This is a genomic window from Pedobacter sp. A2324 (assembly GCF_059693705.1).
This window is the reverse complement of record NZ_JCASSK010000002.1, coordinates 283,064-308,263: the sequence shown is the minus strand read 5'-3', so window position 1 is coordinate 308,263 and position 25,200 is coordinate 283,064. Positions and strand designations below refer to the sequence as shown.

22 protein-coding genes and 1 tRNA gene are annotated in these 25,200 nt (G+C 40.5%); 16 read left to right on the top strand and 7 right to left on the bottom strand.

Annotation, left to right across the window (positions count from 1 at the left end; all coding sequences use genetic code 11):
* Window positions 1–208 precede the first annotated feature (208 nt).
* Together AC570I_RS06370 and AC570I_RS06365 are read left to right on the top strand one after the other, a co-directional pair.
* Window positions 209–2,983, top strand: coding sequence for a TonB-dependent receptor (locus AC570I_RS06370; protein WP_497404816.1), 2,775 nt, complete (start codon window positions 209–211; stop codon window positions 2,981–2,983).
* Window positions 2,974–3,786 (top strand): DUF4249 family protein, encoded by an 813-nt coding sequence (locus AC570I_RS06365; protein ID WP_497404815.1) that lies wholly within the window; start codon window positions 2,974–2,976, stop codon window positions 3,784–3,786. The genes AC570I_RS06370 and AC570I_RS06365 overlap by 10 nt, the downstream gene beginning before the upstream one ends.
* Window positions 3,787–3,868: 82 nt before the next feature.
* On the opposite strand, the gene secA is transcribed toward AC570I_RS06365, so the two are convergent.
* Both secA and AC570I_RS06355 read right to left on the bottom strand, forming a co-directional pair.
* Window positions 3,869–7,171 (bottom strand): preprotein translocase subunit SecA, encoded by a 3,303-nt coding sequence (gene secA, locus AC570I_RS06360; protein WP_047800108.1) that lies wholly within the window; start codon window positions 7,169–7,171, stop codon window positions 3,869–3,871.
* Between the two features lie 133 nt (window positions 7,172–7,304).
* Complete coding sequence (locus AC570I_RS06355; protein ID WP_047800109.1) at window positions 7,305–7,604, bottom strand: hypothetical protein; 300 nt, start codon at window positions 7,602–7,604, stop codon at window positions 7,305–7,307.
* A 219-nt stretch (window positions 7,605–7,823) separates the two neighbouring features.
* Here AC570I_RS06355 and AC570I_RS06350 point away from each other — a divergent pair, with 219 nt between their 5' ends.
* The 3 genes from AC570I_RS06350 (at window position 7,824) to AC570I_RS06340 (ending at window position 9,820) form a co-directional block, all read left to right on the top strand.
* On the top strand, window positions 7,824–8,555 hold the full coding sequence (locus AC570I_RS06350; protein ID WP_047800110.1) for a dioxygenase family protein: 732 nt from the start codon (window positions 7,824–7,826) through the stop codon (window positions 8,553–8,555).
* 67 nt (window positions 8,556–8,622) lie between these two features.
* Entirely contained in the window at window positions 8,623–9,129 is a 507-nt protein-coding gene (locus tag AC570I_RS06345; RefSeq protein ID WP_497404814.1) for a hypothetical protein, read from the top strand.
* 4 nt (window positions 9,130–9,133) lie between these two features.
* Window positions 9,134–9,820 carry a pirin family protein gene (locus AC570I_RS06340; RefSeq protein ID WP_497404813.1) on the top strand — a complete coding sequence of 229 codons (687 nt, stop codon included), beginning with the start codon at window positions 9,134–9,136 and terminating at the stop codon, window positions 9,818–9,820.
* A 56-nt stretch (window positions 9,821–9,876) separates the two neighbouring features.
* On the opposite strand, the gene AC570I_RS06335 is transcribed toward AC570I_RS06340, so the two are convergent.
* The 5 genes from AC570I_RS06335 to AC570I_RS06315 form a co-directional block, all read right to left on the bottom strand.
* Entirely contained in the window at window positions 9,877–10,830 is a 954-nt protein-coding gene (locus AC570I_RS06335) for a Smr/MutS family protein (protein WP_497404812.1), read from the bottom strand.
* Window positions 10,831–10,871: 41 nt separating this feature from the next.
* Window positions 10,872–11,792 (bottom strand): ribosome small subunit-dependent GTPase A, encoded by a 921-nt coding sequence (rsgA, locus tag AC570I_RS06330; RefSeq protein ID WP_497404811.1) that lies wholly within the window; start codon window positions 11,790–11,792, stop codon window positions 10,872–10,874.
* Window positions 11,793–11,847: 55 nt separating this feature from the next.
* Entirely contained in the window at window positions 11,848–13,179 is a 1,332-nt protein-coding gene (locus AC570I_RS06325) for a sigma-54-dependent transcriptional regulator (RefSeq protein WP_497404810.1), read from the bottom strand.
* 68 nt (window positions 13,180–13,247) lie between these two features.
* On the bottom strand, window positions 13,248–13,562 hold the full coding sequence (locus AC570I_RS06320; protein WP_497404809.1) for a hypothetical protein: 315 nt from the start codon (window positions 13,560–13,562) through the stop codon (window positions 13,248–13,250).
* A gap of 117 nt (window positions 13,563–13,679) precedes the next feature.
* Window positions 13,680–13,994 (bottom strand): hypothetical protein, encoded by a 315-nt coding sequence (locus AC570I_RS06315; RefSeq protein ID WP_047800117.1) that lies wholly within the window; start codon window positions 13,992–13,994, stop codon window positions 13,680–13,682.
* A gap of 247 nt (window positions 13,995–14,241) precedes the next feature.
* On the opposite strand from AC570I_RS06315, the gene AC570I_RS06310 reads away from it, so the two are divergent.
* From AC570I_RS06310 to AC570I_RS06260, 11 genes are all read left to right on the top strand, one after another.
* Window positions 14,242–14,314 (top strand) — tRNA-Thr (locus tag AC570I_RS06310).
* Between the two features lie 113 nt (window positions 14,315–14,427).
* Complete coding sequence (locus tag AC570I_RS06305) at window positions 14,428–15,594, top strand: amidohydrolase family protein (protein WP_497404808.1); 1,167 nt, start codon at window positions 14,428–14,430, stop codon at window positions 15,592–15,594.
* A 171-nt stretch (window positions 15,595–15,765) separates the two neighbouring features.
* Complete coding sequence (locus AC570I_RS06300; protein ID WP_497404807.1) at window positions 15,766–16,050, top strand: acylphosphatase; 285 nt, start codon at window positions 15,766–15,768, stop codon at window positions 16,048–16,050.
* Window positions 16,051–16,086: 36 nt separating this feature from the next.
* The gene (locus AC570I_RS06295) at window positions 16,087–17,574 is read left to right on the top strand and encodes an oligosaccharide flippase family protein (protein ID WP_497404806.1); all 1,488 of its coding nucleotides are present in this window, start codon (window positions 16,087–16,089) and stop codon (window positions 17,572–17,574) included.
* A gap of 20 nt (window positions 17,575–17,594) precedes the next feature.
* Entirely contained in the window at window positions 17,595–19,286 is a 1,692-nt protein-coding gene (locus tag AC570I_RS06290) for a tetratricopeptide repeat protein (protein WP_497404805.1), read from the top strand.
* Window positions 19,264–20,058 carry a lipoprotein insertase outer membrane protein LolB1 gene (gene lolB1 / locus AC570I_RS06285; RefSeq protein ID WP_497404804.1) on the top strand — a complete coding sequence of 265 codons (795 nt, stop codon included), beginning with the start codon at window positions 19,264–19,266 and terminating at the stop codon, window positions 20,056–20,058. Before AC570I_RS06290 ends, lolB1 begins: the two co-directional genes overlap by 23 nt.
* A gap of 256 nt (window positions 20,059–20,314) precedes the next feature.
* Window positions 20,315–21,622 (top strand): murein hydrolase activator EnvC family protein, encoded by a 1,308-nt coding sequence (locus tag AC570I_RS06280; RefSeq protein WP_047800122.1) that lies wholly within the window; start codon window positions 20,315–20,317, stop codon window positions 21,620–21,622.
* A 47-nt stretch (window positions 21,623–21,669) separates the two neighbouring features.
* On the top strand, window positions 21,670–22,011 hold the full coding sequence (locus AC570I_RS06275; protein ID WP_316798763.1) for a Sec-independent protein translocase subunit TatA/TatB: 342 nt from the start codon (window positions 21,670–21,672) through the stop codon (window positions 22,009–22,011).
* Window positions 22,012–22,022: 11 nt separating this feature from the next.
* On the top strand, window positions 22,023–22,223 hold the full coding sequence (locus tag AC570I_RS06270) for a Sec-independent protein translocase subunit TatA/TatB (protein WP_197082411.1): 201 nt from the start codon (window positions 22,023–22,025) through the stop codon (window positions 22,221–22,223).
* 17 nt (window positions 22,224–22,240) lie between these two features.
* Window positions 22,241–23,659, top strand: a complete 1,419-nt coding sequence (gene gatA / locus AC570I_RS06265; protein WP_497404803.1) for an Asp-tRNA(Asn)/Glu-tRNA(Gln) amidotransferase subunit GatA — start codon at window positions 22,241–22,243, stop codon at window positions 23,657–23,659.
* Window positions 23,660–23,759: 100 nt separating this feature from the next.
* Window positions 23,760–25,160 carry a lytic transglycosylase domain-containing protein gene (locus tag AC570I_RS06260; RefSeq protein WP_497404802.1) on the top strand — a complete coding sequence of 467 codons (1,401 nt, stop codon included), beginning with the start codon at window positions 23,760–23,762 and terminating at the stop codon, window positions 25,158–25,160.
* Window positions 25,161–25,200: the final 40 nt, after the last annotated feature.

The following is a 25,200-nucleotide window of genomic DNA, read 5'->3' as shown; positions in this document are numbered from 1 at the left end:
AGAAATGCCAAACCTGCTGCAAAAATCGACATTCTTAATGGGTTGTGCAAATGCATTAAACCTGGCGTTGCAAACCAGCAATAATTTCTTTTTGGAGTGAGCCAGTCCCGCGGTCGTCTCAAACTCCGGGATAGTTATCGATACATAAGGCCGTTCTGTCGATATTTTAAAATGAGCCACTTATTGTCTGTTAAATTTAGCTCCAATTATGATAAAAAAGATACTCATTACCTTATTTCTAGGTTTTATTTTCATCCACTATTCTTCCGCGCAACAAAAACTTTTAAGTAAAGTAACTGTGAATGGCTTTTATACTACAACGCTTGATGTTGTATTGGATAACTTCGTCAAAACACACCAGCTTAAAATCGTTTTTGACAGAAGCCTGGCTGAAAAAAAGCTGATTTCCGAGCGCTTTGATAATACACCGTTAAACATTGCGTTGAAAATGCTTTGCCAATCGGCCGAACTGCATTATTGGGTAGAGCCCGATGGTACCATCTATATTGTAAGGACTCCTGAAGAGGTAAGGGCTTTACAACGGGCACAACGATCAAGTCAGCCTTTGGAAAGCCAAAGTGTGAGGACCATTACCACAGAAAAAGTAGATACGGTTCGTAAAGGAGGCGGAAAGGTTACCTTGCAAAGGTTTAAATTAACAGGCAGAGTGGTTGATCAGCTAACCGGAGAATCGCTGCCCGGTGCTGTGGTTAATATTGAAAACACAGGCTTAAGGGCTACCACAAATGCCGACGGCTATTTTACCCTTTCCAACATTCCGGCTGATACCTGCGTACTGGCCACCGCTTACGTTGGCTATTTGTCTGATCGTTTGGCGCTCACTTCTATAAATCCTAAAGAAGTGCTATCTATTGGGTTAACGGTTGCCAGAAATAATCTGGAAGAGGTGACCATTAAAAGTAAGAAGAATGATGGTATCATGAGCACCGACAAACGTAAGGTTAGTGTGCTGCAGATATCGCCGGCTAAACTTGCGGAACTTCCAAATTTAGGAGAGAAAGACATTTTGCGTTCCTTTCAGCTGATGCCAGGGGTGAGTGCGAGTAATGAATCTTCCTCCGGCGCTTATGTACGCGGTGGTACGCCTGATCAGAACCTGGTACTTTTTGATGGATTTACGGTTTATCAGGTAGATCACCTTTACGGTTTCTTCAGTGCATTTAACAGCAACGCCGTAAAGGATGTGCAGCTGTTTAAGGGTGGTTTCTCTGCAAAATATGGGGGGCGCTTATCAAGTGTAACGGAAATTACAGGTAAAGAAGGAACCAAGAAAGACTGGAATGTTGGAGGAGACATCAGTTTATTGTCGGCCAATGTTTATCTGGAAACGCCTGTTAAAAAGAATGGATCTTTCTTGCTTGCGCTTAGAAAATCTTATCAGGGCCCTTTATACAATAAAATCTTTAGTCAGTTCAACAAAACCAGTACTGTTTCTGCAGGACCCGGGGGTGGCGGAGGTTTTGGTGGAGCTCAGGCTTCAACTACACCTACCTCATTTTTTTACGACCTGAATGCGAAATATACGCTCAATTTAGGGCAAAAAGATTTGATTGCATTGAGCGTGTATCAGGGTGATGATGACCTTGATAATAGCCGTACCATTAGTGTGCCATCGTTTTTAACCACCAGCAGTTCGTCTATTAGCCCGACTGTTACCGATAAAACTACTTACGGTAACCTGGGATCCAGCATCAAGTGGTCAAGACGCTGGAATAGTGAATTATACTCCAATACATTGGTGAGTTACTCCAGCTATCATAGCAATCGGGATAGAACCAATACAATTGGTGTCACCAACGCCGATGGTACAGAGAGTTCGGTAAGTACCGGAACCATTGAACGTAACCGGTTAAAAGACTGGAGTTTTAAATCAGATTGGGAATATCAGGTTAATAATAAAGTGAAATTTTTATTCGGAGCATATGGATCGGCACAAAATGTGATTTACAAATACAGTCAGAACGACACCAGCACATTAATTGATCAGTCAAAAGACGCCAAAACTGTTGCTGCATATGCAGAAGGTGAATTCAGCCCCTGGGAAAAGTTACAGTTTAAGGGAGGAGTAAGAGAAACCTACTATTCGCCTACGGGTAAAACTTATTTTGAACCCCGCTTTTCAGGAACATATACACTAACCGACCGCTTTACCATAAAAGCCGCCACAGGCAGATTCTATCAGTTTATCAATCGTGTGGTAAGGGAGGATATTCTCTCGGGCAGCAGAGATTTCTGGGTGTTGGCAAATGGAAACAGTATACCGGTGGGAAGCGCTAACCATTACATCGCGGGGTTTAGTTATGAAACCGATAAATACCTCTTCGATGTGGAGGGCTATTACAAAACGCTCAATGGGTTAACAGAATATTCACAGCGTCTGTCAGGCAACAGAATGTCGTCTACTTTAGAAGAGCATTTTTATAATGGCCATGGTTATACTTCCGGAGTAGAGTTTTTGCTGCAAAAGAAGGCAGGGAAATATACGGGGTGGCTAAGCTACACGATGGCTATTGCCAGAAACCAGTTCGATGATTACGGAGCCAGTTATTACTCGGCAAACCAGGATGCAAGAAATGAATTTAAAGCGGTGAATATGTATAAACTTGGAAACTGGACATTTTCTGCCACCTGGATATTTGCTACGGGCAAACCCTACACTGCCCCAATTGCCAGCTATACCATCGACAATGCCAGTGGAAGCAGCAAAACTTACTTAACCATCAGTGGGAAAAATACCGAAAGAATGCCGGCTTACCACAGGCTTGATCTTGCCGCCACACTCGATTTAATTAAAATAGATAACCGTAAAACGGGAAGCATTAGTTTCTCTCTGTTCAATGTTTACAACAGAACAAATATCTGGTATAAAGAATATACCATTTACAACAATCAGGTAATTACCACAAATGTAAATTATCTGGGCTTTACACCAAACATTACCCTTAGTCTAAAATGGAAATAAAATATATACTCAAAAGAATATGCTTCTTGTTGATCATTGCTACTGCTTACCTGGCCTGTAAAAAGGATGGGGGCGATGATTCAATCGCTGACCGCCCCGTTGTTCAGTCTTATTTAACAAATGGGAAAATCGTCACGTTAAAGGTTTATAAACAGAAAGGTTTACTGGATACAGCCAGTTACGGCGCCGCAGTAACCGGACTGACTGTAAGTTTTAACAATGGAATAAAGACCATTACCCTAAAGGAATCATCAAGTGGTGTTTACACAAGTACTGAAACAGATTTGATTATTGCAGGCAACTCCTGTTCCTTCAGTTTTGCTTATAATGGCACAACTGTGTCAGGATCAACGCTCGTGCCATCTAAACCTGTTTCCTTCGCCTCATCATCTTTAGAACAGGCCGTTCCAGATCCGGATCCTGACTCAAGCACAACCACTTTTACTGCAGTTAATTTTACTTGGAGCAATCCGGATAAGGGCGAATATCTGATGGTGTTTAAAAACCAGGAAGCTAGTCCGAACCGTATCGGGAGTGGATTTGGGCGCCGCAATGATTACCAGGATATTGAAGAGTATCTTGGACAGGCGTCGACGTTCAAAACGCAGCGAATGATGTTCCAGTTTTCCGGCTATTACGACGTATACCTCTACCATGTCAATGCAGAATACAATAATATCGTGAACAGCAGTTCAACAAGTTCTTTAAACCTCACCAATCCGCCAACCAATATTAAAAATGGCCTGGGCATATTTACTGCAATGACAAGAGATTCTTTGTTGCTGCACGTTTACCAGGAATAAAGATAAATTGTTTGAGTTTTAATCAACAAAAAAGCCTTTTCGATCAAATCGAAAAGGCTTCTATAATTTAACAGTAATTTACTTACAAATTCGCCCCGTGGCAATTTTTGTATTTCTTGCCGCTACCACAAGGGCAGGGTTCATTACGGCCAACTGTTGCTTCTTTGCGAACAGGTTGTTGCGGAACCGCTTCGCGCGTGTCGCCAAATTCAATACCTGGTTCTTCACGTCCAAACTCTTGTTTGGTGGTTTGTAACTTTGGCTGTTTAACAGGTGCCGGAGCTTCTTTAACTTGTTCCGGATCTTGCTGAACAGGGATTCCACCTTTATACAGGAAGCTTACCACTTCTTTATTCACCGAATTCAGCATGCTTTTGAATAAGTTGAATGCTTCCATTTTATAAATTACCAACGGATCTTTTTGCTCATAAACAGCATTTTGAACTGATTGCTTCAAGTCATCCATTTCACGTAAATGCTCTTTCCAGCTATCGTCTATTAAGGCTAAAACAATTGTTTTTTCAAATGAACGTACAACTTCTTTTCCTTTGTTATCAATTGCTTTTTTCAAATCAACAGCCACCTGAATACCGCGGATGCCATCTGTAAAAGGAACCACAATCTGTTCGATATGCTGACCGCGTTCTTCATAAACCTGAGTTAATACAGGTAATGATTGCTGGATAATGGCTTCAGACTTTCTGCTGTAAAATGCTTCAGCTTCCTCGAATAATCTTTCCGTTAACTGTGCAATGTTGGTTGAAGTGAAATCTTTTTCTGTAATGGCAGTATCAACAGAGAAGTTTTTAATTACTTCCAGTTTAAAACCTTCGTAATTCGCTTCTTCTTTATATTCCGTAACAATATCTTCGGCTACATCGAAAACCATATTGTTCATATCCACATCCAAACGCTCACCAAACAAGGCATTTTTACGTTTAGCGTAAATCACAGTACGTTGAGAATTCATCACATCGTCGTACTCCAGTAAACGTTTACGGATACCAAAGTTATTCTCTTCTACTTTTTTCTGGGCGCGCTCAATAGATTTGGTAATCATAGAATGCTGAATTACTTCTCCATCTTCAATTCCCATACGCACCATAATACCTGATATTCTTTCAGAACCAAATAAACGCATTAGGTTATCTTCAAGAGAAACAAAGAACTGAGATGAACCCGGATCACCCTGACGACCTGCACGACCGCGTAACTGCCTGTCTACACGACGGGATTCGTGACGTTCAGTACCTACGATGGCTAAACCACCGGCATCTTTAACACCAGCACCCAGTTTAATATCCGTTCCACGACCAGCCATGTTGGTTGCAATGGTTACCTGACCTGCCTGTCCGGCTTCGGCAACAATATCTGCCTCTTTCTGGTGCATCTTCGCATTTAGCACATTGTGTTTTATTCCGCGAAGTTTAAGCATGCGGCTTAATAGCTCAGAGATTTCAACCGAAGTTGTACCTACCAGTACCGGGCGACCTGCCTGCGTTAATTTTACAATCTCATCCGCTACAGCATTGTACTTTTCACGAACAGTACGGTAAACGTAATCCTGTTCATCCTGTCTGGATATATTTCTGTTGGTTGGAATTTCAACAACATCTAATTTATAGATCGACCAGAACTCACCCGCTTCTGTAGTAGCTGTACCCGTCATACCGCAAAGTTTGTGGTACATCCGGAAATAGTTCTGCAAGGTTACAGTTGCATAGGTTTGTGTGGCATCTTCAACTTTAACATTTTCCTTAGCCTCAATAGCCTGATGCAATCCGTCTGAGTAACGGCGGCCATCCATAATACGGCCGGTTTGCTCATCAACAATTTTAATCTTTCCTTCATCGATGATGTATTCCACATCAATCTCAAATAAGGTATAGGCTTTCAATAACTGGTTCACCGAGTGGATACGCTCAGCTTTTACTGAATAGTCGCGCATTAAAGCATCTTTCTGTACAACTTTATCTTCCAGAGGTAATGCAGATTTTTCCAGTTCTGCTACTTCAGTACCAACATCCGGCAATACAAAGAAATGAGGGTCTTCTCCTGATTGCGTAATCAGTTCGATACCTTTTTCAGTAAGCTCAACCTGATTGTTTTTTTCATCAATATAGAAAAACAATTCAGAATCTACTTTCGGCATATTCTTAGACTGATCGGCCATGTAATGGTTCTCAGTTTTCAATAACAGTCCGCGAACACCGCTTTCACTTAAGAATTTAATTAGTGCCTTGTTTTTTGGTAAACCACGGTAAGCACGTAATAATGCTAAACCACCTTCACCTTCTTCAGTTCCTGTGTTACCTGCATTAATTAATTTCTTTGCTTCATTTAATGCCTGGGTAACATAAGCTTTTTGTGCATTAACCAAACGCTCAATGCGTGGTTTCAACTCGTAAAATTCATGCTGATCGCCATGCGGAATCGGGCCTGAAATAATTAAAGGTGTACGGGCATCATCAATTAATACTGAATCGACCTCATCCACCATTGCAAAATGCAATTTACGCTGCACCAGTTGATCCGGTGTTTGCGACATATTGTCACGAAGGTAATCGAATCCGAATTCATTATTGGTTCCGTAAGTAATATCTGCAGCGTAAGCTCTTCGTCTCTCTTCAGAGTTGGGCTCATGCTTATCAATACAGTCTACAGACAGACCGTGAAATTCAAATAAAGGACCATTCCATTCACTATCACGTCGGGCAAGATAATCATTCACCGTAACGATGTGAACACCCTGACCTGCCAGTGCGTTTAAGTATGCAGGCAATGTACTTACCAGGGTTTTACCCTCACCGGTAGCCATCTCGGCAATTTTACCGCTATGTAAAACTATACCACCAATTAACTGCACATCGTAGTGAACCATGTTCCAGGCTACTTCAGTACCGGCAGCATCCCACTTATTGGCCCACTGCGCCTTATCGCCAACTATTTTAACGTTGTTTCTGCGTGCTGCATAATTCCTGTCAAACTCCGTTGCCGTAACTTCCAGGTAGTCGTTTTCACTTAAACGACGTGAAGTTTCCTTTACTACTGCAAAAGCTTCAGGTAAAATTTCCAGGAGCACTTTCTCCAGTTCAGCATCACGGTCTTTACCTAATGCATCAACCTGATCATAAATGGCTGTTTTTTCATGAAGATCAAGTTCTTCATTTTCTGCATCAGATTTTAATGCCGCGATTTTACCATCAATTTCCGTTAAGAACTCCGAAATTTTTTCTTTAAACTGAATGGTTTTACCACGAAGCTCATCATTACTCAGCGCAGATAGTTTGCTGTATTGTTCATTTATTTGAATTACTAATGGCTGAATAGCCTTTATATCTCTTTCAGATTTACTTCCGAAAATCTTTGCTAAAAATCCTAACATTATATTTTAAATCGTATTGTATATTAATAAAATTGAATTTCAATAACCAGGCCTTTGCTCTTTACAAGTCAATTTGGCTGTTATTGAGTGATATGGGGTGGGTAAAATCTTAATCAGATTTTTTGACAAAAAACTATGGACTGTTGTTTTTCGGCTTTTTTCGAATGGTAAGGTCAGCAATTATCTGATCTGCACAAACATGTTTTGCAACTTTTAATGGTGCCTGTGTGCCAATTAAAGCAAGTTTGCTGTAAGATAACAAATAAGGATTCCGGTCATCATTGAGCTGAACTGTGGTTCTGCCGGTATCATTAACACTCATTTTGTGCTCATTACAGTATTCATTCAATATCCTAAGCCCTTCAACGCGCTCGGCTTTTGCCAGGTGTGTTAAGCTAAAGAATACAAGAGATATGGTAACGAGGTGTTTCATTAATTTGCGGCAAAGCTAGTTTTAATCTTTTATAAAAAGAAATTACATCCGGTCAAAAACTGTACCTCAAATTCAGCTTCTGCATAATGCCTTTAACATTTCTCGTTTTTAGGTTAAACAATTTAATGTTTAACGATACAATTCTGTCATATATCGTCACATCGTCGTTACACCAGGGTTTCTTCTTAAATTTATTTAACGAAACAAATCAGTCTAGCCATGGAAAGAAAAAATTTCATCAGAAGTTTGATGATTGGGGCAGTCTCCACTCCGGTAATCATCGAAGCCTGCAAAAAGAGCAGCATTAGTGACGACGGTACAACATCGGGATCAGGCAGTGCAGGTACAACGGCAAGTACAAATGGTACCTGTACAGTTGCACCAACAGAAACAGAAGGGCCTTTCCCTACAAAGAGCCCAGCATCTTATGTACGCAGCGATATCACCGATGGACGCACAGGCTATAAGTTAACAGCTAAAATTACCATTGGTAACCTCAATAATAGTTGTGCAGCCTTAGCCGGTGCAATTGTAGATATCTGGCATTGTGATGCAGAAGGTAATTATTCAGAATATGGCGGTACCAGTATGCAATCCACCAACTATCAGTCTGTTCACTTTCTGCGTGGGCGCCAAACTACCGATTCAAATGGTCTGGTAACTTTTACATCTATTTTCCCCGGCTGGTACAGCGGGCGCGCAACACATATACATGTGCATGTTTACAATGCAGCAGGTACATCATTAAATGTTACCCAAATCGCCTTTCCTGAAGGATCGGGTACCTCGCTTGCATTGGTAAACGGATATTCCAAAGGATTAACCGGTTATACTTACAACAATGCCGACAATATATTTAGTGACGATAAAACAGGAGTACAGATTGCTGCAGTTACAGGTACGCTTGCTGCAGGTTTCGATCTTACTTTTAAGCTAAACGTAAAAGCGTAATATCCTTATATTTTTTTATTTTCAATCAGACGTTAGGATTTCCTGACGTCTTTTTTAATTTTATGCCATGCCTAAGAAAATAATTATTCTCTGCTACCGAAAAATAATCGACGACTCGAATGCAAATCCCTGGGACAAATTTGTGCATGAAGACAGTTTTCTGGAATTTAAAATGCAATCGCAATTGTATAATCAGGAGCTGAAATATAATACCTTCGCCGAGTTATTAATCAATGTACCAGGAGCAGATAAGCTTCATTTTCTGGTAAGTGCAGCGGTTACAGGATATCTGCGTCAGTTAAATGGTATTATCCCCGATGTACTCGATAATTTAGGAAGGCGGTTTCTAACCTTCGAAAATTTCAAATTTGAGATTATTAACTCTGATATTAATGATATTGAAAGGCATAAAATCGCCATTAACTTTTTTTCGAAACCAATGGTTTGGCATGATACTGTCGACAATCAGTTGCTTGTCTCTCTGGAACAAACCCTGGAAGGCGAAGAGATTTTTACCAATCTTTTCCAGCTGCAGCCATTTATCAGCATTCATTCAATTAAAGACTTAAGTTAAATTTATGGCACTTATACCTGGCCAGATCTTTTTGGCCGATCAGCGCGGATTTGCTGAAACCGCTATATTAAGAAGATACAGCACTTTCAATTTTGAAAAGTATTATAATGAACACAGAGCGCCATATGGGGATTTGTTTCTATGCAATGACGAATCTATAGCGGGAGGAAAGCTCAATTTCTTCCTGTCAAAACAAGACGCTTACCAGATTTTCTTTCCGGTAACCGGAGGAATCGACATTGTGCAAGGTGGAAACGAGTTTTCAGTAGACACCGGCCAAGTACAGGTCCTTAATTCAGGCAAGGGTGAAGTATTGGAGATTAGTAATCCCTATGCGAACGACGTGGTCAACTATATACAACTCGGCATAAACACTGATATGTTTTTGCTGCGTGCCCGTGATATGCTGTTTAATTTTGATTTTGAAAAAAACCCGAACCAGCTGATCCCGGTGATATCGCATTTTAAACTTCCCTTTAAGCTTAGTGCAGGTATTTTTGCAGGACGTAAGGAAGCCATCTACAGCATGCAAAATAATCAAAGTAAATTCTTTTGTATCGTTATCGATGGTGCATTTGAAATTGAAGGCAGACTCCTGCATGCCAGAGATAGTTTATCGCTTTGGGATACCGAACAGGTAGAACTGGAAGCCCTCAGCAATAACGCTATCATATTAATTTTAGAGTTTTGATGGATTTGCTATCTGTAAATAAACAAGTTTAAATTCATCATTACTCTGATATTTTGTTATTTAAATACAATCTCAGTTGCTCCGTAACCAAACTTTTCTTTTTGTGCATCCATATAAGTTTTGATATGTGGATTCATGCTGATCAGTTTATGGATTTTGTTCCGTAAAGTTCCGTTGCCTGTTCCATGGATGAAAATAATTTTATCGAAATGATGGACAATCGCTGCATCCAGTGCATTTTGAAAATGATTAAGCTGAATCTGTAATATCTCGTCTGTCTCCAGAAAATGGTGGTCATCGCGAAGTGTTTCAATATGCAGGTCGATTTCTTTCGCAGGGATATCTACGGTTTTCTTTTCGGCAGGTGATTTATAAAAACTTTCTTTCAATTTTTGCGGGTCGATGGTGACCTGCGCAATATCGTCCAGGCGAATAAGCCAGCCCTTATTTTTTAGGTATGGTAGTTCTTTTTGCTCAGTAGAGAAATCTTTGGCCCTGAACTTTTTGTGTATCACGAGTGGATTAGCAGGTTTGATGTCATTTTTGCTAAAAACCAGCATCTGAAAAATAAATTCGGGCCAAAGGTCTAAATCAGCCAGCGAAGCTGAATGTATTAAAGTAGCCTGACCATTTTGAACTATGCCATGGTACAGTCCGGCATATTTAGCTTTTTTTTCGCTGGTCAGGCTTGCCAGCAGCACCATGGGCAGCTGGTTTACCAAATGAAAATGCACTACATTTCCCGCTTTGTTATCGGTTGCTACAGCAACGTAGATTCCGTTTTCGAATTTGTGGATGGATGGTGCATTTACCTGAACTGGCTTCGGTGTATCCTGGTCTGTTGCAGTTTCGCCGAAGCCATGAACTGAGGTTAGATTGCTAATCGCAACCGGAATTTCAAAACCATCTTCATCAGTTACACCAAGTGTTTGTGCATCAATAATTCTGGTAACATAACCTTCTCGTTTTTCATCAACAAAACGGACAAAATCTCCAAGTTTGAATTTCATATTTAATTTTTAACCAAGGGTAAAATGCAAAAGTTTTCTGCTTAATGTCTGGTATCGTTGTTATGGTAAATACTGAGGTAACTGTCGTACCTGGAACCGGCAATTTCACCTGCTTCAACAGCTTCCATCACCGCGCATCCGGGTTCATTAATGTGCCGGCAGTTATTAAAGCGGCAATCGTGTGATGTTTTAAATATTTCTGGAAAGAAATGTCCGAGTTCTTCTTTTTCAATGTCTATAATGCCCAATTCCCTTATGCCTGGCGTGTCTACAATAAAGCCACCCTGCGGTAGTTCAAACATTTCTGCAAAGGTGGTGGTATGCTGTCCTTTATCACTCCAGTCAGATACTTCACCTGTCCGCAAATCGCGGTCGGGTAGAAGAGCATTGATAAGACTCGATTTTCCCACTCCCGAGTGGCCTGATATCAAGGTGATTTTATCTGTAATCAATTCCTGAATTACCGGAATATTGATGCCCTTAAGTGCTGATACTTCATAACATGGATAACCAATGTTTTCATAGATATCTTTAAATTCCTGAAGAATTTCCAATCCCTCTTTACTAAATAAATCCAGTTTGTTAAAAACAAGAACTGCAGGTACATCATAGGCTTCTGCAGTCACCAGAAATCTATCAATAAATCCCAATGAAGTTCTGGGGGAGGCAAGTGTAACCAGCAGGATTGCCATATCCAGATTTGCCGCCAGGATCTGGGCTTGTTTACTTAAATTGATGGATTTTCGGATAATGTAGTTTTTCCGTTGCAGCAGTTCGTTGATTAAGCCCTGATTACTGTCTCTTTCCAGCTCAAACTTTACCCGGTCGCCAACGGCAATGGGGTTTGTGGTTTTAATTCCTTTAATTCTGAATTTCCCTACAATACGGCAATCATAGCGTTCGCCATCATCAGCCAGAACACTGTACCAACTTCCTGTAGATTTTATAACTAAGCCCTGCATATGTTGAACAAAGGTATGAAAACGATGGAAGATGCAAGCGGAATCCGTTTACTTATTACTCAATGCCATATCGCTCCATCTTAGCATATAACGTCTTCCGGTCGATATTCAACATTTTTGCTGCTTTGGATTTATTATATTTTGCCTTGATCAATGCTTCTGCAATGAGCGCTTTCTCATTTACTTCATTCAAAGCCTTCAAATCAGATGGACTTCCAGGCATAGTTTGCTGGTTAACTGCAATAGTCATTTCATCAGGAAGTGCGCTAAGCTGCGCAACATCTCCTGGTGTCAATAATACCATCCGTTTGATTACATTACTTAGCTCACGAAGGTTACCAGGCCAGTCGTAGTTTAATAATAGCGATTTGGCTTCGGCCGATATGCTTTTTACATTACGATCCAGATCACGGTTGGATAAACGGATAAAGTGGGTGATGAAGAGTTCCAGATCACCCCCTCTTTCCCTTAAAGCCGGAAGTTGAATTTTAAACTCGTTTAGGCGATGATATAAATCTTCTCTGAACTCGCCGCCAGATATACTGTTAATTAAGTCATCATTTGTAGCGGTTACTATCCTCACATCAACTGATACCTGTTTGGTACTCCCCAATGGCTGTATTACCCTTTCCTGTAAAGCGCGCAACAATTTTATCTGTACTTCATAACTCAGGTTTCCAACTTCATCTAAAAATAAAGTTCCACCATTGGCTGCTTCAAACTGACCTTTTTTATCGTTCAACGCGCCCGTAAATGCGCCCTTCATATGGCCGAACAGTTCACTGGCTGCCAGATCTTTCGATAATGCGCCACAATCAATGGCTACGAAAGGTTTGTCGGCCCTCTTACTCTGCTGATGCAATGTTCTTGCTGCAAATTCTTTGCCCGTACCACTTTCTCCCTGAATAATAACCGACATGTCTGTTGGGGCTACCAATGCAATGTGCTCATACAGGCGGTCGGCAATTGCGCTTTTACCCTTAATAAAATCCTCATCAGCATTGTCAGGTGTTATCGTTTTGTGATCCTTCTTATTTAAAGAATCTTTAATAACCATTAAAAGTTCATCGGGATTAACCGGCTTGGTGATGTAGTCGAATGCGCCCATTTGCATGGATTTTACAGCTGTCCGAACATCGTTGAAGCTGGTCATAATGATAATCGGTACACTCAAACCCAAGTTCCGGGTATGTGTAATCACCTCAAATCCAATTCCATCGGGCAAGCGATAATCGATCAGGCACAAATCAAATTCCTGATTTTCAATTAATTTAACACATTGCTTAATGCTGGTTACAAGAGAAATCTCGTGGCCATTTTTAGTTAAAAAACCGTCAAGTAACTGCGCAAAAGTTGTATCGTCTTCTAAAATCAGGATTCTCGCCATACAACAAAAATAAGAAAAGCCAGTTAAAAACCGGCTTTTCTTATACTAGGTAGATGTAATATTTGGGGTTATTGTACGGGCTTACCGTCTTTATCAATTTTCACTGATCCTGTTTCTGCTTCTTTTTTAACATTAATCAGGTAGTATTCTTTTGTACCTTCTTTCACTGACCATGCTTCAGTTGCCGTCCAGCCTTTATATGCATCAGATTTTAATGCGGTTGTAACTGGTTCTGGTAACTCCTCCAGTTTAACCGGAGTTTTTACTGCACTATCCTGAACTGCAACGATTGCAACATTTTTAATTGTATTTACTTCACTTGCCTGTACTGCTGAGAATCCCGCAAAAGCTAAGAACGCAGCTGATAATATGAACTTTTTCATCGTCTTATTATTTAAATGTTATGAAATTGTGGTTAGCAATTTCGTGATTATGATTTAATGATGCGTGGCCTGTTGGCCACGCGTCAGGTTGATTATGCCTTGGTTACGGGCAGTTTATTATTGAACTGGTTTACCGTCTTTATCGATTTTTACTGAGCCAGTTTCTGCTTCTTTTTTCACGTTGATTAAATAGTACTCTTTAGTACCTTCTTTAACCGACCACGCTTCAGTTGCCGTCCAGCCTTTATATGCGTCAGATTTTAATGCTGTAGTTACAGGCTCTGGCAATTCTTCCAGTTTAACCGGAGTTTTTACTGCGCTATCTTGAACTGCAACAATTGCAGCTGATTTTAAATCTTTTACTTCACTTGCCTGAACTGCTGAGAAACCTGCGAAAGCTAAAAATGTAGCTGATAAAATGAACTTTTTCATAGTATATAACTTTTAAAATTTAATTTGTGTAACAATACTTGCTAATGTTTCATAATGGTGCCAAAGCAACATGATTGCGTAAATTGCTAATTATGAGTATTTTATTTGTGTACCACAAAATATGGGTTGTGGAGATTCTCCACAGGTTGGGGTGAAGGGCTACATAACGCTACCAATTTCATTGCTTTTTTTATTAAATTATTTTTTGAAAAGAAATATTTTTTCTATCATTGCAGCCCGATTAAAAGCCTCCTTAGCTCAGCTGGTAGAGCAACTGACTTGTAATCAGTAGGTCATTGGTTCGATTCCGATAGGAGGCTCTTTTTCATCTTTAGTCCAGCCGGACATTCAATCTAATTCATTTTAGCATCATATTAAGCAGGCTTAAAAAGAATAATTTTTTTGCAACCTCATATTCCGCTTAATTTGCAATATGGTAAAATACTTTTCTGCCGACTGGGTGTTCCCCGTAGATCAATCACCTATACGGAATGGGGTCGTTGCTGTTGATTCTGAAGGGAGAATAATCCAATTATTAACGTTAAAAAATGCAGAGTCGCTCGGTTTATCAGTTTTAAGGCATGCCGGTGCAATAGTGCCGGGCTTTGTGAATACGCACTGTCATCTGGAGTTGTCGCACATGCTGGGGCGGGTTCCTGAAAATACAGGCCTGGTAGAGTTTGTACAAACCATTATCAAAAGCAGGCAGGCTGACTCTGTGCAAATTCAGAATGCGATGTTGCAAGCTGATCAGCAAATGTTCGATAATGGCATTGTAGCCGTTGGAGATATTTCCAATCAACTGATATCGAAAGCAGTCAAGCAGAAAAGCCAGATTTACTACCATACTTTTGTGGAAGCCATGGGTTTCAATCCCCAAAGGGCAACCGCCATTATGGAGTATGCTCTGGGAATTAAGAATGATTTCGCCCCTCTTCCGGCTTCGGTTGTTCCACATGCGCCGTATTCTGTGTCTCCGGCGCTCTTTGAGCTCATCAACCATTGTGCAGAAAAAGAAAATGCTTTTATCAGTATACATAATCAGGAAACTGTAAACGAGAATTTATTCTTCGAATCCAAAACAGGAGGTTTTCTGGGCCTTTACGAATTCTTAGGTTTAGATATTGCCTTTTTTAAGCCAACCGGGAAAACCTCGTTGCCAAGCTGGCTACCCTATAGCACCAGTCAGAAAACCCTCCTGGTTCACAATACCATGTCCGGAAAAGGCGATGTTGAGTTTGCTAAACAAAATCACCCTGATTTATATTGGTGTCTTTGCCCGCTGGCCAATCTATACATCGAAAATGCTTTGCCTGATGTTGATCTGCTGATGGCGGAAGACCTGAAAATTACGCTTGGAACAGATAGTTTAGCGAGCAACCACAAGCTGAACATTTTATCTGAAATGAAGATTTTGCAGGAACGGAAAAATGTAAGTTTTGAAACACTATTGTCGTGGGCAACGAAAAATGGTGCTGAGTTTTTAGGCCTGCAGGATCAGTTAGGGACTATTGAGGTTGGGAAATCGCCAGGCCTTAACTTAATTCATTTATCAGAAGATTTCCTGATTGAGCGCGATGAAGTACTTAAACTCATTTAATATACGTTTCCGGGATTGTCGGCTTATTAATTTCCTGAGGCATTTACCTAACCCCACACAGGGTTATCGTTATAATTTTGATATTTGATAAATGACCTGATGTTATAAAACCTGATTAGTAACTTTGTAACCATAAAAATAAAAACTTTCAAAAAAAAAGACACACCCTTAATGAAACACATCAATATTAAAGTTACCGGTAAAGTGCAGGGAGTATTCTTCAGGGCGAGCACAAAGGCTGTAGCCGATCAAATGGGTATTAAGGGTTTTGTAAAAAATGAAAAGGATGGGTCTGTATATATTGAGGCTGAAGCCGAGCCATTTATTTTAGATGCTTTTATCGACTGGTGCAAAGAAGGCCCTGAGAAGTCGGTGGTTGATGGATTGGAAATAAACGATGACGAGCTTAAAGGCTATCGTAACTTTGAGGTGGTAAAGAAAAATCTCCTTTGGTAATCTCAATATTCACCAGCCAAACAATTAAAATCAACAATGTCTGTATATAAGAAGTTTATTGGTCAAACCATGGTATATGGGATCAGTACCATTGCCTCAAGGTTGCTCAATTTTATATTGACCCCAATCTTCACCAGAAGCTATGGCGCAAGTGCATTAGGAGTGTTTACTAAGATGTATGCCTATGCGTCAATGATTAACGCCATACTTGCTTTTGGAATGGAAACTACCTTTTTCAGGTATCTGAATAAACATGAAGATAAAAAGCAGCAGGTTTACAATAACTCCTTTCTGATCGTTGCTTTCATTTCTACCCTGTTTCTCCTTACCGGACTGGTTTTTACGGAAAGCATTACCAAGTGGCTTTTAAATAATAACATGTCGCATTATCAGGACCAAAAAAGGTATGTTCAATATTTTTTATGGTTATTGTTTTCAGATGCAATTTGTGTAATCCCTTTCGCCAGGATAAGAGCAGATGGAAAACCTTTCAGGTATAGCATCATTAAGTTTGTTAATATCCTGAGTTATGTTTTACTGAGTTTGTTTTTTATCTATGGAATTCCATTCATTATCTCCCATCATCTTCCCGGGACATCTTTTTTTCAATCCTGGTTCCGTGATAAATGGGTGGGTTATGTTTTCATTGCCAATCTGATTGCCAGTGGTTTTACCTTTCTGTTGCTTGTACCCGAGTTTCTGAAAGTTCAGTTCAAATTTGACGGTGATTTATTTAAGAAAATGCTATCGTATAGCTGGCCGGTGTTGGTGGCTAATCTTTCGTTTATCATTAATGAAAATTTAGATAAAATTCTTCTGGATAGGTTTACAACTGAAACGCAGGTAGGTATCTATGGCGCAGTGTGTAAACTGGCTATCTTTTTGAGTATCTTCAATATGGCTTTCAGACTAGGTGCAGAGCCATTCTTTTTCAGTTACGCTAAGAATGAAAATGCTAAGGTTACCTATGCCAAAATTCTCGAATATTTTGTAATTGCACTTTCCATATTATTTGTTGCACTTACCGCAAATATTGAAATACTAAAATATTTTATCAGTCGCGATGCAAAACACCTGGCTGAGTATTGGGTAGGCCTGCCGGCAGTGCCTTATCTGCTTGTTGGCTATGTTTGTTTAGGAATCTACATGAACCTGTCCATCTGGTACAGGCTTTCAGATCAAACCAGGTTTGGGTTATATATTTCTTTAGTGGGTGCCGTAATCACAGTTGTTTTCAATGTTTTGCTTATTCCAAAGTTTAGTTATATGGGCTCTGCCTGGGTATCAATGGCTACCTATGGCACCATGATGATCATCTCTTATATTCTTGGGCAGAAATATTATCCGATTCCATATAACCTTAAAAAAATCCTCACTTACCTGATCATATCTATTGTGTTGGTGTTTTCATCATTTTTCATTTTCAACAGAAATATTTATATTGGAAATGCCATGCTGATTGCCTTTGTTGCCGGGGCAGCATATTTTGAACGGAATGATCTTGTAAAAATATTGAAGCGCTAGTGTTTGTTTAAATTAATAACATGAAGAAGTATATTTTTCTTGCAGTATTAAGTTTCGGTGGAAAAGCTTTCGCTCAAATGCCTGTTGTATCTAATGCAGATAGAGACAGCAACATGGTAAAGCAGCTTTTTTTCGCCGGGCTGCGTGAGAAAATGTCTGAAAACTACAGCAACGCCGCCACAAACTTCAATAAGTTAGTTGGCATTGATCCTAAAAATCATGCGGCGTATTTCGAACTGGCCAATGCCAATCTCCGGATGGAAAAGTTAACGGAAGCGGAGATCAATATTAAAAAAGCCATAAGCTTAAATACTAACAATCAATGGTATTATCGTTTGCTGGTGGAGATATACAAGCGTAACAACAACATGCCTGCGTTGGTAGAAGCTTTCAATCAGCTCATCCGCATTAATCCGGAAAACGATGCCTATTATTTCGATAAGGCAAATGCGCTGTTCCTCTCCAATAAAGCAGAGGATGCCAAAGCGGTGTACAATCAAATTGAAAGTAAGTTCGGCCAGTCCAGGGAATTGCAGCTTGCTCAGAGAAGACTACAGGGGAATGGGAGTGCCAGCGAAAGCGACATTGTAAAGTTGCTTGAAGGAAATCAGGCCGATGTTAAAAACTATTTATATGCTGCAGGGCTGCTTTTACAAAAGGATAACCTTCAGGAAGCATCAAAAGTTCTTCTGAAGGCCCGGCAGCTTGAGCCCGGAAATTACGAAATCAACCTGGCACTCGCTGATATTTACAGGAAACAAAAAAATGATGACGCGGCTTTTGCTTCCTTAAAACTCGCATTTGAAAGCAATGAAATGCCCTTAGTTGATAAAATTAAGATCATTGCGGCATTGTTTCCAAATTTGAATCAACCCGTTGTAGCAACAAATGTAACAGCATTAAGCAAACTAGTGGCCGAGAAAAACCCATCCGATGCCAAAGCACTTGCCTTATTCGGAGATGTACTTTATCAGCAGAATAAACTGAAAGATGCCCTACAACAATATCAGGCAGCTTTAAAACTAAACGATCAGGTTTACGCTGTCTGGGAGCAGATCATCAACATTCAAACCTTACTGGGGCACTACGAAGATGCAGTAAAGATCTCGGATGAGGCCCTTACCTTATATCCCAATCAGGCAAGCTTATACTATTTCGCAGCATATGCTTTGTTCAAAACCGGCAAACCGCCTCTGGCTTTGAGTAATTTAAAAACGGCGCTTCAACTGGATGTTGACAACAAAAGCTTACAGGCGCAGGTTTATGCCCTTCAGGGAGATATCTATATCAACCAGAATAATTTCTCTCAGGCTAAGATGGCTTTTGAAAAGGCAATAGAAATTGAACCCGATAATTATCTTATCATGAACAATTATGCTTACTACCTTGCGTTGAGGAATGATGACTTAGTGAAAGCTGAGAAATATGCCGGCACCGCTGCAAATGCCTTGTCTAATAATTCGTCGGTTAACGATACTTACGCATTTATCCTTTTTAAACAGCAGAAATACGACCTTGCTCAAACCTGGATTGAGAAAGCGCTACAAAACAATAGCGCCAAAAACGGTGTTTATCTGGAGCATTACGGCGATATCCTGTACATGAAAGGTGAAAGAACTGCGGCGGTTGAACAATGGATAAAAGCAAAAGATGCCGGAAACGCATCAGAAGTTTTAAATAAAAAGATTAATGAGAAGAAATACTATAAATAGGGCGTTGTTACTGGGGTCAATTGTTTTTGCAACAGCCTGTAAGCCAAAGAAAGAGATCGTTGTAGCACCACCTGCCGCGCCAACCGAAACCAAGGTTGATAATTCAAAAACTGAAGCCTTAACGCTCTTAAACAATAAACAACTGAAGTTCAATACGCTCTCCCTTAAAGCAAAGGCTACCCTCGATATAGCAGGTGATGCGAATGATGTGACCATGAACTTCCGCATAAAGGATAAAGAAGTGATCTGGGTGAGTATCACGGCGCTTGGAGGTGCATATGAACCCGCACGGGCTTTAATAACGCCTGATAGTATTAAAATTATGAATCGGGCTAAAAGCCAGTATCTCAGTAAGCCATTCAGCTACATCTATAACTTTACCAATAAGCAGGTGAATTTCAATACCCTGCAAGCCATTTTAACTGGAAACGCAGCAAACGAGTTTTTAACTGCACAGTCGACTGTTAAAAAGGAGAATAATGTCTGGTTAGTTTCCGGAACGAAGCAGAATTTGGATTACCGCTTACTCTTTAATACGCTTTTTAAAGTTGCAGAAACCAATCTGAACGATACTAAAAACGGGCAGGCACTTAAAGTAACTTACACGGATTATCAAAAGTTAAACGAATCACTTTTCCCGAGTGCCCTTCAAATTAATACCCTATCCGGAACAAAGAAGATCAATATCAGTTTGCAGTTTGTTAAGATTGATGGCAATGTTCCACTTGAATTTCCGTTTAAAGTTCCAAAGAGTTATACTTTAGTTAAATAAACAACAATCTTTAATTTCAGCAAAGCGGGTTTGCTAATGTTTGCCCTATTAATTTATTACTGCCGCATTACTGGCGCGATAGCGGGCTAACCTATAGTTGCGTTTGATATACCGGCCGCATTAACTGGCAACCGGTGCAGAACCATGCCGCTGAGTCAATGAAGAATGTATGAAGATGGCTGTAGATTATTCTGTTATCGCTTTAGTATCTCAGTTTTAATATTTTTTACTATAAAATTTTTATACTTTTGGCTTAATGAAGCTACACAAACTTGTATCTATACTGTTTTTAAGCGCATTTGCACTGTCTGTACATGCGCAGCAATCCGAGTCTCAGTTAAGGAGAAAAAAGGAAGCTATACAGCGCGAAATTGAGCAGCTCCAAAAGAATTTAAGCAAGACTGCAAACGGTAAAAAACTCACCATACAGCAGATTAACGGCATCAATGCCCAGATTCGCTTACGTCAGGAAAAGATCGGGACAATTAACTCCGAAATTAAAAACCTCGATAACCAAATCTCTCAGAACACAAATACCGTACATACATTACAAGGCCAGCTGGGCGATCTGAAAAAGGAATATGCGGCCATGATTCGTTTTGCTCAAAGAAACCGCAACGCTTACGATAAGATGATGTTTGTTTTTGCGGCCAAAGATTTTAATCAGGCTTATAAAAGAATTAAATACCTGCAGCAGTTTAGCCAGTACAGGAAAAAGCAGGCGGGTTATATAGAAACGACTCAAAAGGATCTGAATGGAAAGATACAGGTTTTAGATAAAACCCTGAGGGAGAAAAGCAACTTGCTTAAAGAGCAGGAGCGTGAAAGGGAAAAGCTTGGTAAAGACAAAAATGAGCAATCCGCTGTATTGGGGAAATTAAGCAAACAGGAAAAGCAGTTTCAACAGGATATAGCACAACGCAGGAAACAGCAAAAGCAGTTGGATGTGGCCATTGCTGCCGCCATCAGGCGTGCTGTGGAAGCAGCAAGGAAGAAAGCTGAAGAAGAAGCAAGGCTTGCTGCGGCAAGGGAAGCCGCCGCTGCCAAAGCCGCTGCTGATAAAGCCAGGGCCGAAAACAGGCCTGTGCCAACCGCGCCGGCAGCTGCTACTGCCAAATCCAAGACCAGTAGCGAAGCGCTAACGGCAACACCGGAGAACGCAAAGCTTTCAGCCGGTTTTGAAAATAACCGTGGCAGGCTGCCATGGCCTTGTGCATCCGGAACGATTACGGAACGTTTTGGTGTGCATATGGTTGATAAAGCCTCAATTAACAATGAAGGGGTTTACATTACCATGGCTCAAGGGGGTGCGGTAAGGGCAGTTTTTGATGGTAAAGTGACTACGGTTTTCAACCAGTACGGCCGTTACATTGTATTGATAAGTCACGGTGAATATTTTACTGTTTACGCCAACTTAAAGTCCGTTAGCGTAAGCGTTAATGATAAAGTAGAAACGAAACAAACCATTGGAGTGATCGGAAATACAGGAGACGATGCGATCTTAAGTTTCCAGATCAGAAGGGTTTCCACCCCTTTAAATCCAGAGGCTTGGATCAGTAAATAAAAGAACACAGTTTTAAAATGTTTATATTTGTATAAAATAGATTAGTGATGTATCAAGGCACGTTATTAGAGTTTTTAAATATGGGTGGATCGGAGATCGTACTCATTTTAGTAGTTGTCCTTTTGTTATTCGGAGGTAAAAAATTGCCCGAACTGGCCCGCGGACTGGGAAAAGGGATCAGAGAATTCAAAGATGCATCTGATGGTGTGAAGAGAGAAATTCATAGAAATATAAACGCTATGGATATTGATAAGGAAGAAGCAGACAGAACAGCTGCAAATAACAATAATGAGCGTCATCATCCAACCGATGAAACCCCGGTTGATGAAAAAGTTGCAGGTACCACTCCGGTGAATACTACAGCCGACGCTGAAAAAGAAAAAGTTTAAATCAATAAGATATGTTAAATACAACAATAGCAGCAATGCTTGGAACACCTGAAATCATCATTATCGCGGTAGTGGTATTGTTATTGTTTGGTGGTAAAAAAATTCCTGAACTGATGCGTGGCTTAGGCAAGGGTGTTAAAGAATTTAAAGACGGAAAAGATGGTCTTGATGGCGATCAGGTAGATCCGTCTAACCGCGATAAAACTGTTTAATTTCATAGATTTTAGTTTTGAAGAAATACAGCTCTCTAAAGGAGATTCAAACACTCATTTCGCAAAAGGCTTTAAACTTACCCGCTTTACTGGCTTACTATTTTAAGCAGATTGAAGACCATAAACACCTCAATGCATTCAACGAGGTGTTTTTTTATTCGGCAGAAGTTCAGGCAAAAGCGGTTCAGCAGAAGATAGAAAATGGTACCGCAGGCAAACTTGCCGGTATGGTGATCGGTATAAAAGATAATATCTGTTATAAAGACCACATTGTTACAGCCTCATCAAAAATGCTGGAAGGTTTTGTATCCCCTTATTCTTCTACTGTTGTGGAGCGTTTGCTGCAGGAAGATGCTGTAATTATCGGCCGCCTAAACTGCGATGAATTTGCAATGGGGGGCTCTAACGAGACTTCGTACTTCGGACCTGCTAAAAACGCTGCAAATCCTGATCTGGTTCCCGGTGGCTCATCTGGAGGTTCGGCGGTTGCTGTGCAGGCAGATCTTTGCCTGGCAGCACTCGGGACTGATACCGGTGGTTCGGTTAGACAGCCGGCAGCATTCTGCGGGCAAATTGGCTTAAAACCAACTTATGGACGGATTTCCAGATACGGTGTAATTGCCTATGCATCTTCTTTTGATCAGGTAGGACCAATTGCTTCATCTGTAGATGATATTGCGGTAATTTTACAGGTTCTTGCCGGTGCAGACGAATATGATTCGACTGTTTCAGCTTCAGAAGTGCCAGATTATTCTTCAATAATAAACGATACCAAAAGCCATAAGATTGCTGTCTTAAAAGAAACGATTGAAAGCGATGCGCTGGATCCTGAAATTAAATCGGCAATACTAAAATCAATAGATGATTTGAAATCAAAAGGCCATACTGTAGAGTATGTTTCATTTGATTTGCTTGATTATCTGGTTCCCGCATATTACATCTTAACTACAGCAGAGGCTTCCTCTAATCTTTCCCGTTACGATGGTGTTCATTACGGACACCGCAACACGGATGCTACTTCGCTCAACGAACTGTATAAACTATCCAGATCTGAAGGCTTTGGTGAAGAAGTGAAAAAACGTATTTTACTAGGCACCTTTGTTTTGAGTGCGGGTTACTATGATGCTTATTATCAGAAAGCCCAGCAGGTACGCAGGCTCATTCGCGAGAGGGTAGATGCGCTATTTAATCATTACGACCTTATTTTATCACCGGTAGCCCCTACAGTTGCCTTTAAAATTGGCGATAATGTACAAGACGCACTCGTGATGTACATGGCTGATATCTTTACAGTGCTGCCATCCTTAACTGGTAACCCGGCGATTGCTTTGCCATTGGGCAATAATTCGGAAGGTTTACCGTTAAGTATTCAATTTACAGCCAAACATTTTGAGGAAGATAAGCTTCTGGCTTTTTCTCAGGCATTTTTAAAATAGGCATTAGCTCCTTTTGAGCTATGTAACGCCTCGCCATGCTGGCTCAGCATCTTTTGATTCTAATTCGTTAGAGTGGCGAAGCTTATTAAACCAATAGCCCATGATTAAAAAATTACTCATTACCTCTATTTGTGCCTTCTTTGGATTAATTTCCGCTTCTTCTGCGCAGCAGGTTTTAAAACTCGACAGTCTCCCAAAAGGACAAAACAATATTTTCATCAATACGGATACTACGGCGGTTCCATTGGTTAGTGAAAATCCGTTGATGATGAGCCAGAATTATATCTATAAACTCAGGCTTGATTCAATCAGGAAAACAGTTCCCCTTCCTTATAACGAATTTGTTCAGCAATACATCGACATCTACGCAAAACGTAAGGATATGTTTGGTAAAATGATGGGCCTATCAAACTATTACTTTCCAATTTTTGATAAAGCACTCAAGGATTTCAATATTCCACAGGAAATCAAATACCTCACTATTGTGGAGTCGCAGATGAATCCTCATGCCATCTCCAGGGTGGGTGCGACAGGAATATGGCAGTTTATGTTTGGTACAGGCAAGGCCTATGGATTAAAAATGGATAATTTTGTTGACGAACGTAAAGATCCGATTCAGGCCAGTTATGCCGCAGCTGCATATTTCAGAGATGCTTACGAAGAACTTGGCGATTGGCTATTGGCCATTGCGGCCTACAATTGCGGAAAAGGAAATGTTACCCGCGCCATGGCAAAAGCAGGTTCAAGCGATTTCTGGGAAATCAGGCAGTATCTGCCTAAAGAAACCCGGAATTACGTTCCCGCATTTATCGCAGCAGTTTACGTGATGAATTATTCAGGCCGGCACCAGATTTCAGCTCAGGCTTGTAACCTGTTTCTGAAAACCGATACCGTACAAACTTCACGATTCGTGTCTTTGTCGTCTCTTGCAAAAGTCCTCAATGTGGAGGAAGAAGCCATGTATGCATTAAATCCTTCCTATAAAAAACGAATCGTAAACGGAACGGAAGATGAGCCCAAAAGGATTGTGATGCCTAAGCTTCGTGATGCCGACTTTGCCGGTATTTATGATGTTCTTTACAATACTGAAGTGGATGTAGATATGAAAGTTGTACAGGCAAATACCGACGACGTTCGTGATTTGCGCAAAAAGAAATTGTCGGTAACTCCTGTAAATGTCATTTATCATCGGGTTGCTTCCGGGCAAAACCTGACTTCCGTAGCCAATAAATATGGCGTAGAAGTACAGGATTTAAGGGTTTGGAATGGATTAAAAAGTAAAACGATTGTTCCCGGACAAAAACTGAAAGTGTTTGCCAAGTATTCAAAACCTTTGAAAGTCCCTGCAGCATTTTTAAGTTATAAGGTTAAAACCGGTGATACACTATCGGGAATTGCCGAAAAATTTGAAGGGGCAACCGTTCAAAGTATCAGAAAGGACAACGGTTTAAGTAAAGCCGCTTTGCAGCCGGGAATGGTTTTGAAAATTAGTAAAGGATAAAGTTACGCAAAACTGGATGCCCGTATCCTGCTAAAGCTGT

What these genes read in the sequence shown, in the direction of transcription:
- AC570I_RS06370 (WP_497404816.1), top strand. Translation starts at nt 209, where the DNA reads ATGATAAAAAAGATACTCATTACCTTATTTCTAGGTTTTATTTTCATC.
- AC570I_RS06365 (WP_497404815.1), top strand. Translation starts at nt 2,974, where the DNA reads ATGGAAATAAAATATATACTCAAAAGAATATGCTTCTTGTTGATCATT.
- secA (WP_047800108.1), bottom strand. Translation starts at nt 7,171, where the DNA reads ATGTTAGGATTTTTAGCAAAGATTTTCGGAAGTAAATCTGAAAGAGAT.
- AC570I_RS06355 (WP_047800109.1), bottom strand. Translation starts at nt 7,604, where the DNA reads ATGAAACACCTCGTTACCATATCTCTTGTATTCTTTAGCTTAACACAC.
- AC570I_RS06350 (WP_047800110.1), top strand. Translation starts at nt 7,824, where the DNA reads ATGGAAAGAAAAAATTTCATCAGAAGTTTGATGATTGGGGCAGTCTCC.
- AC570I_RS06345 (WP_497404814.1), top strand. Translation starts at nt 8,623, where the DNA reads ATGCCTAAGAAAATAATTATTCTCTGCTACCGAAAAATAATCGACGAC.
- AC570I_RS06340 (WP_497404813.1), top strand. Translation starts at nt 9,134, where the DNA reads ATGGCACTTATACCTGGCCAGATCTTTTTGGCCGATCAGCGCGGATTT.
- AC570I_RS06335 (WP_497404812.1), bottom strand. Translation starts at nt 10,830, where the DNA reads ATGAAATTCAAACTTGGAGATTTTGTCCGTTTTGTTGATGAAAAACGA.
- rsgA (WP_497404811.1), bottom strand. Translation starts at nt 11,792, where the DNA reads ATGCAGGGCTTAGTTATAAAATCTACAGGAAGTTGGTACAGTGTTCTG.
- AC570I_RS06325 (WP_497404810.1), bottom strand. Translation starts at nt 13,179, where the DNA reads ATGGCGAGAATCCTGATTTTAGAAGACGATACAACTTTTGCGCAGTTA.
- AC570I_RS06320 (WP_497404809.1), bottom strand. Translation starts at nt 13,562, where the DNA reads ATGAAAAAGTTCATATTATCAGCTGCGTTCTTAGCTTTTGCGGGATTC.
- AC570I_RS06315 (WP_047800117.1), bottom strand. Translation starts at nt 13,994, where the DNA reads ATGAAAAAGTTCATTTTATCAGCTACATTTTTAGCTTTCGCAGGTTTC.
- AC570I_RS06305 (WP_497404808.1), top strand. Translation starts at nt 14,428, where the DNA reads ATGGTAAAATACTTTTCTGCCGACTGGGTGTTCCCCGTAGATCAATCA.
- AC570I_RS06300 (WP_497404807.1), top strand. Translation starts at nt 15,766, where the DNA reads ATGAAACACATCAATATTAAAGTTACCGGTAAAGTGCAGGGAGTATTC.
- AC570I_RS06295 (WP_497404806.1), top strand. Translation starts at nt 16,087, where the DNA reads ATGTCTGTATATAAGAAGTTTATTGGTCAAACCATGGTATATGGGATC.
- AC570I_RS06290 (WP_497404805.1), top strand. Translation starts at nt 17,595, where the DNA reads ATGAAGAAGTATATTTTTCTTGCAGTATTAAGTTTCGGTGGAAAAGCT.
- lolB1 (WP_497404804.1), top strand. Translation starts at nt 19,264, where the DNA reads ATGAGAAGAAATACTATAAATAGGGCGTTGTTACTGGGGTCAATTGTT.
- AC570I_RS06280 (WP_047800122.1), top strand. Translation starts at nt 20,315, where the DNA reads ATGAAGCTACACAAACTTGTATCTATACTGTTTTTAAGCGCATTTGCA.
- AC570I_RS06275 (WP_316798763.1), top strand. Translation starts at nt 21,670, where the DNA reads ATGTATCAAGGCACGTTATTAGAGTTTTTAAATATGGGTGGATCGGAG.
- AC570I_RS06270 (WP_197082411.1), top strand. Translation starts at nt 22,023, where the DNA reads ATGTTAAATACAACAATAGCAGCAATGCTTGGAACACCTGAAATCATC.
- AC570I_RS06260 (WP_497404802.1), top strand. Translation starts at nt 23,760, where the DNA reads ATGATTAAAAAATTACTCATTACCTCTATTTGTGCCTTCTTTGGATTA.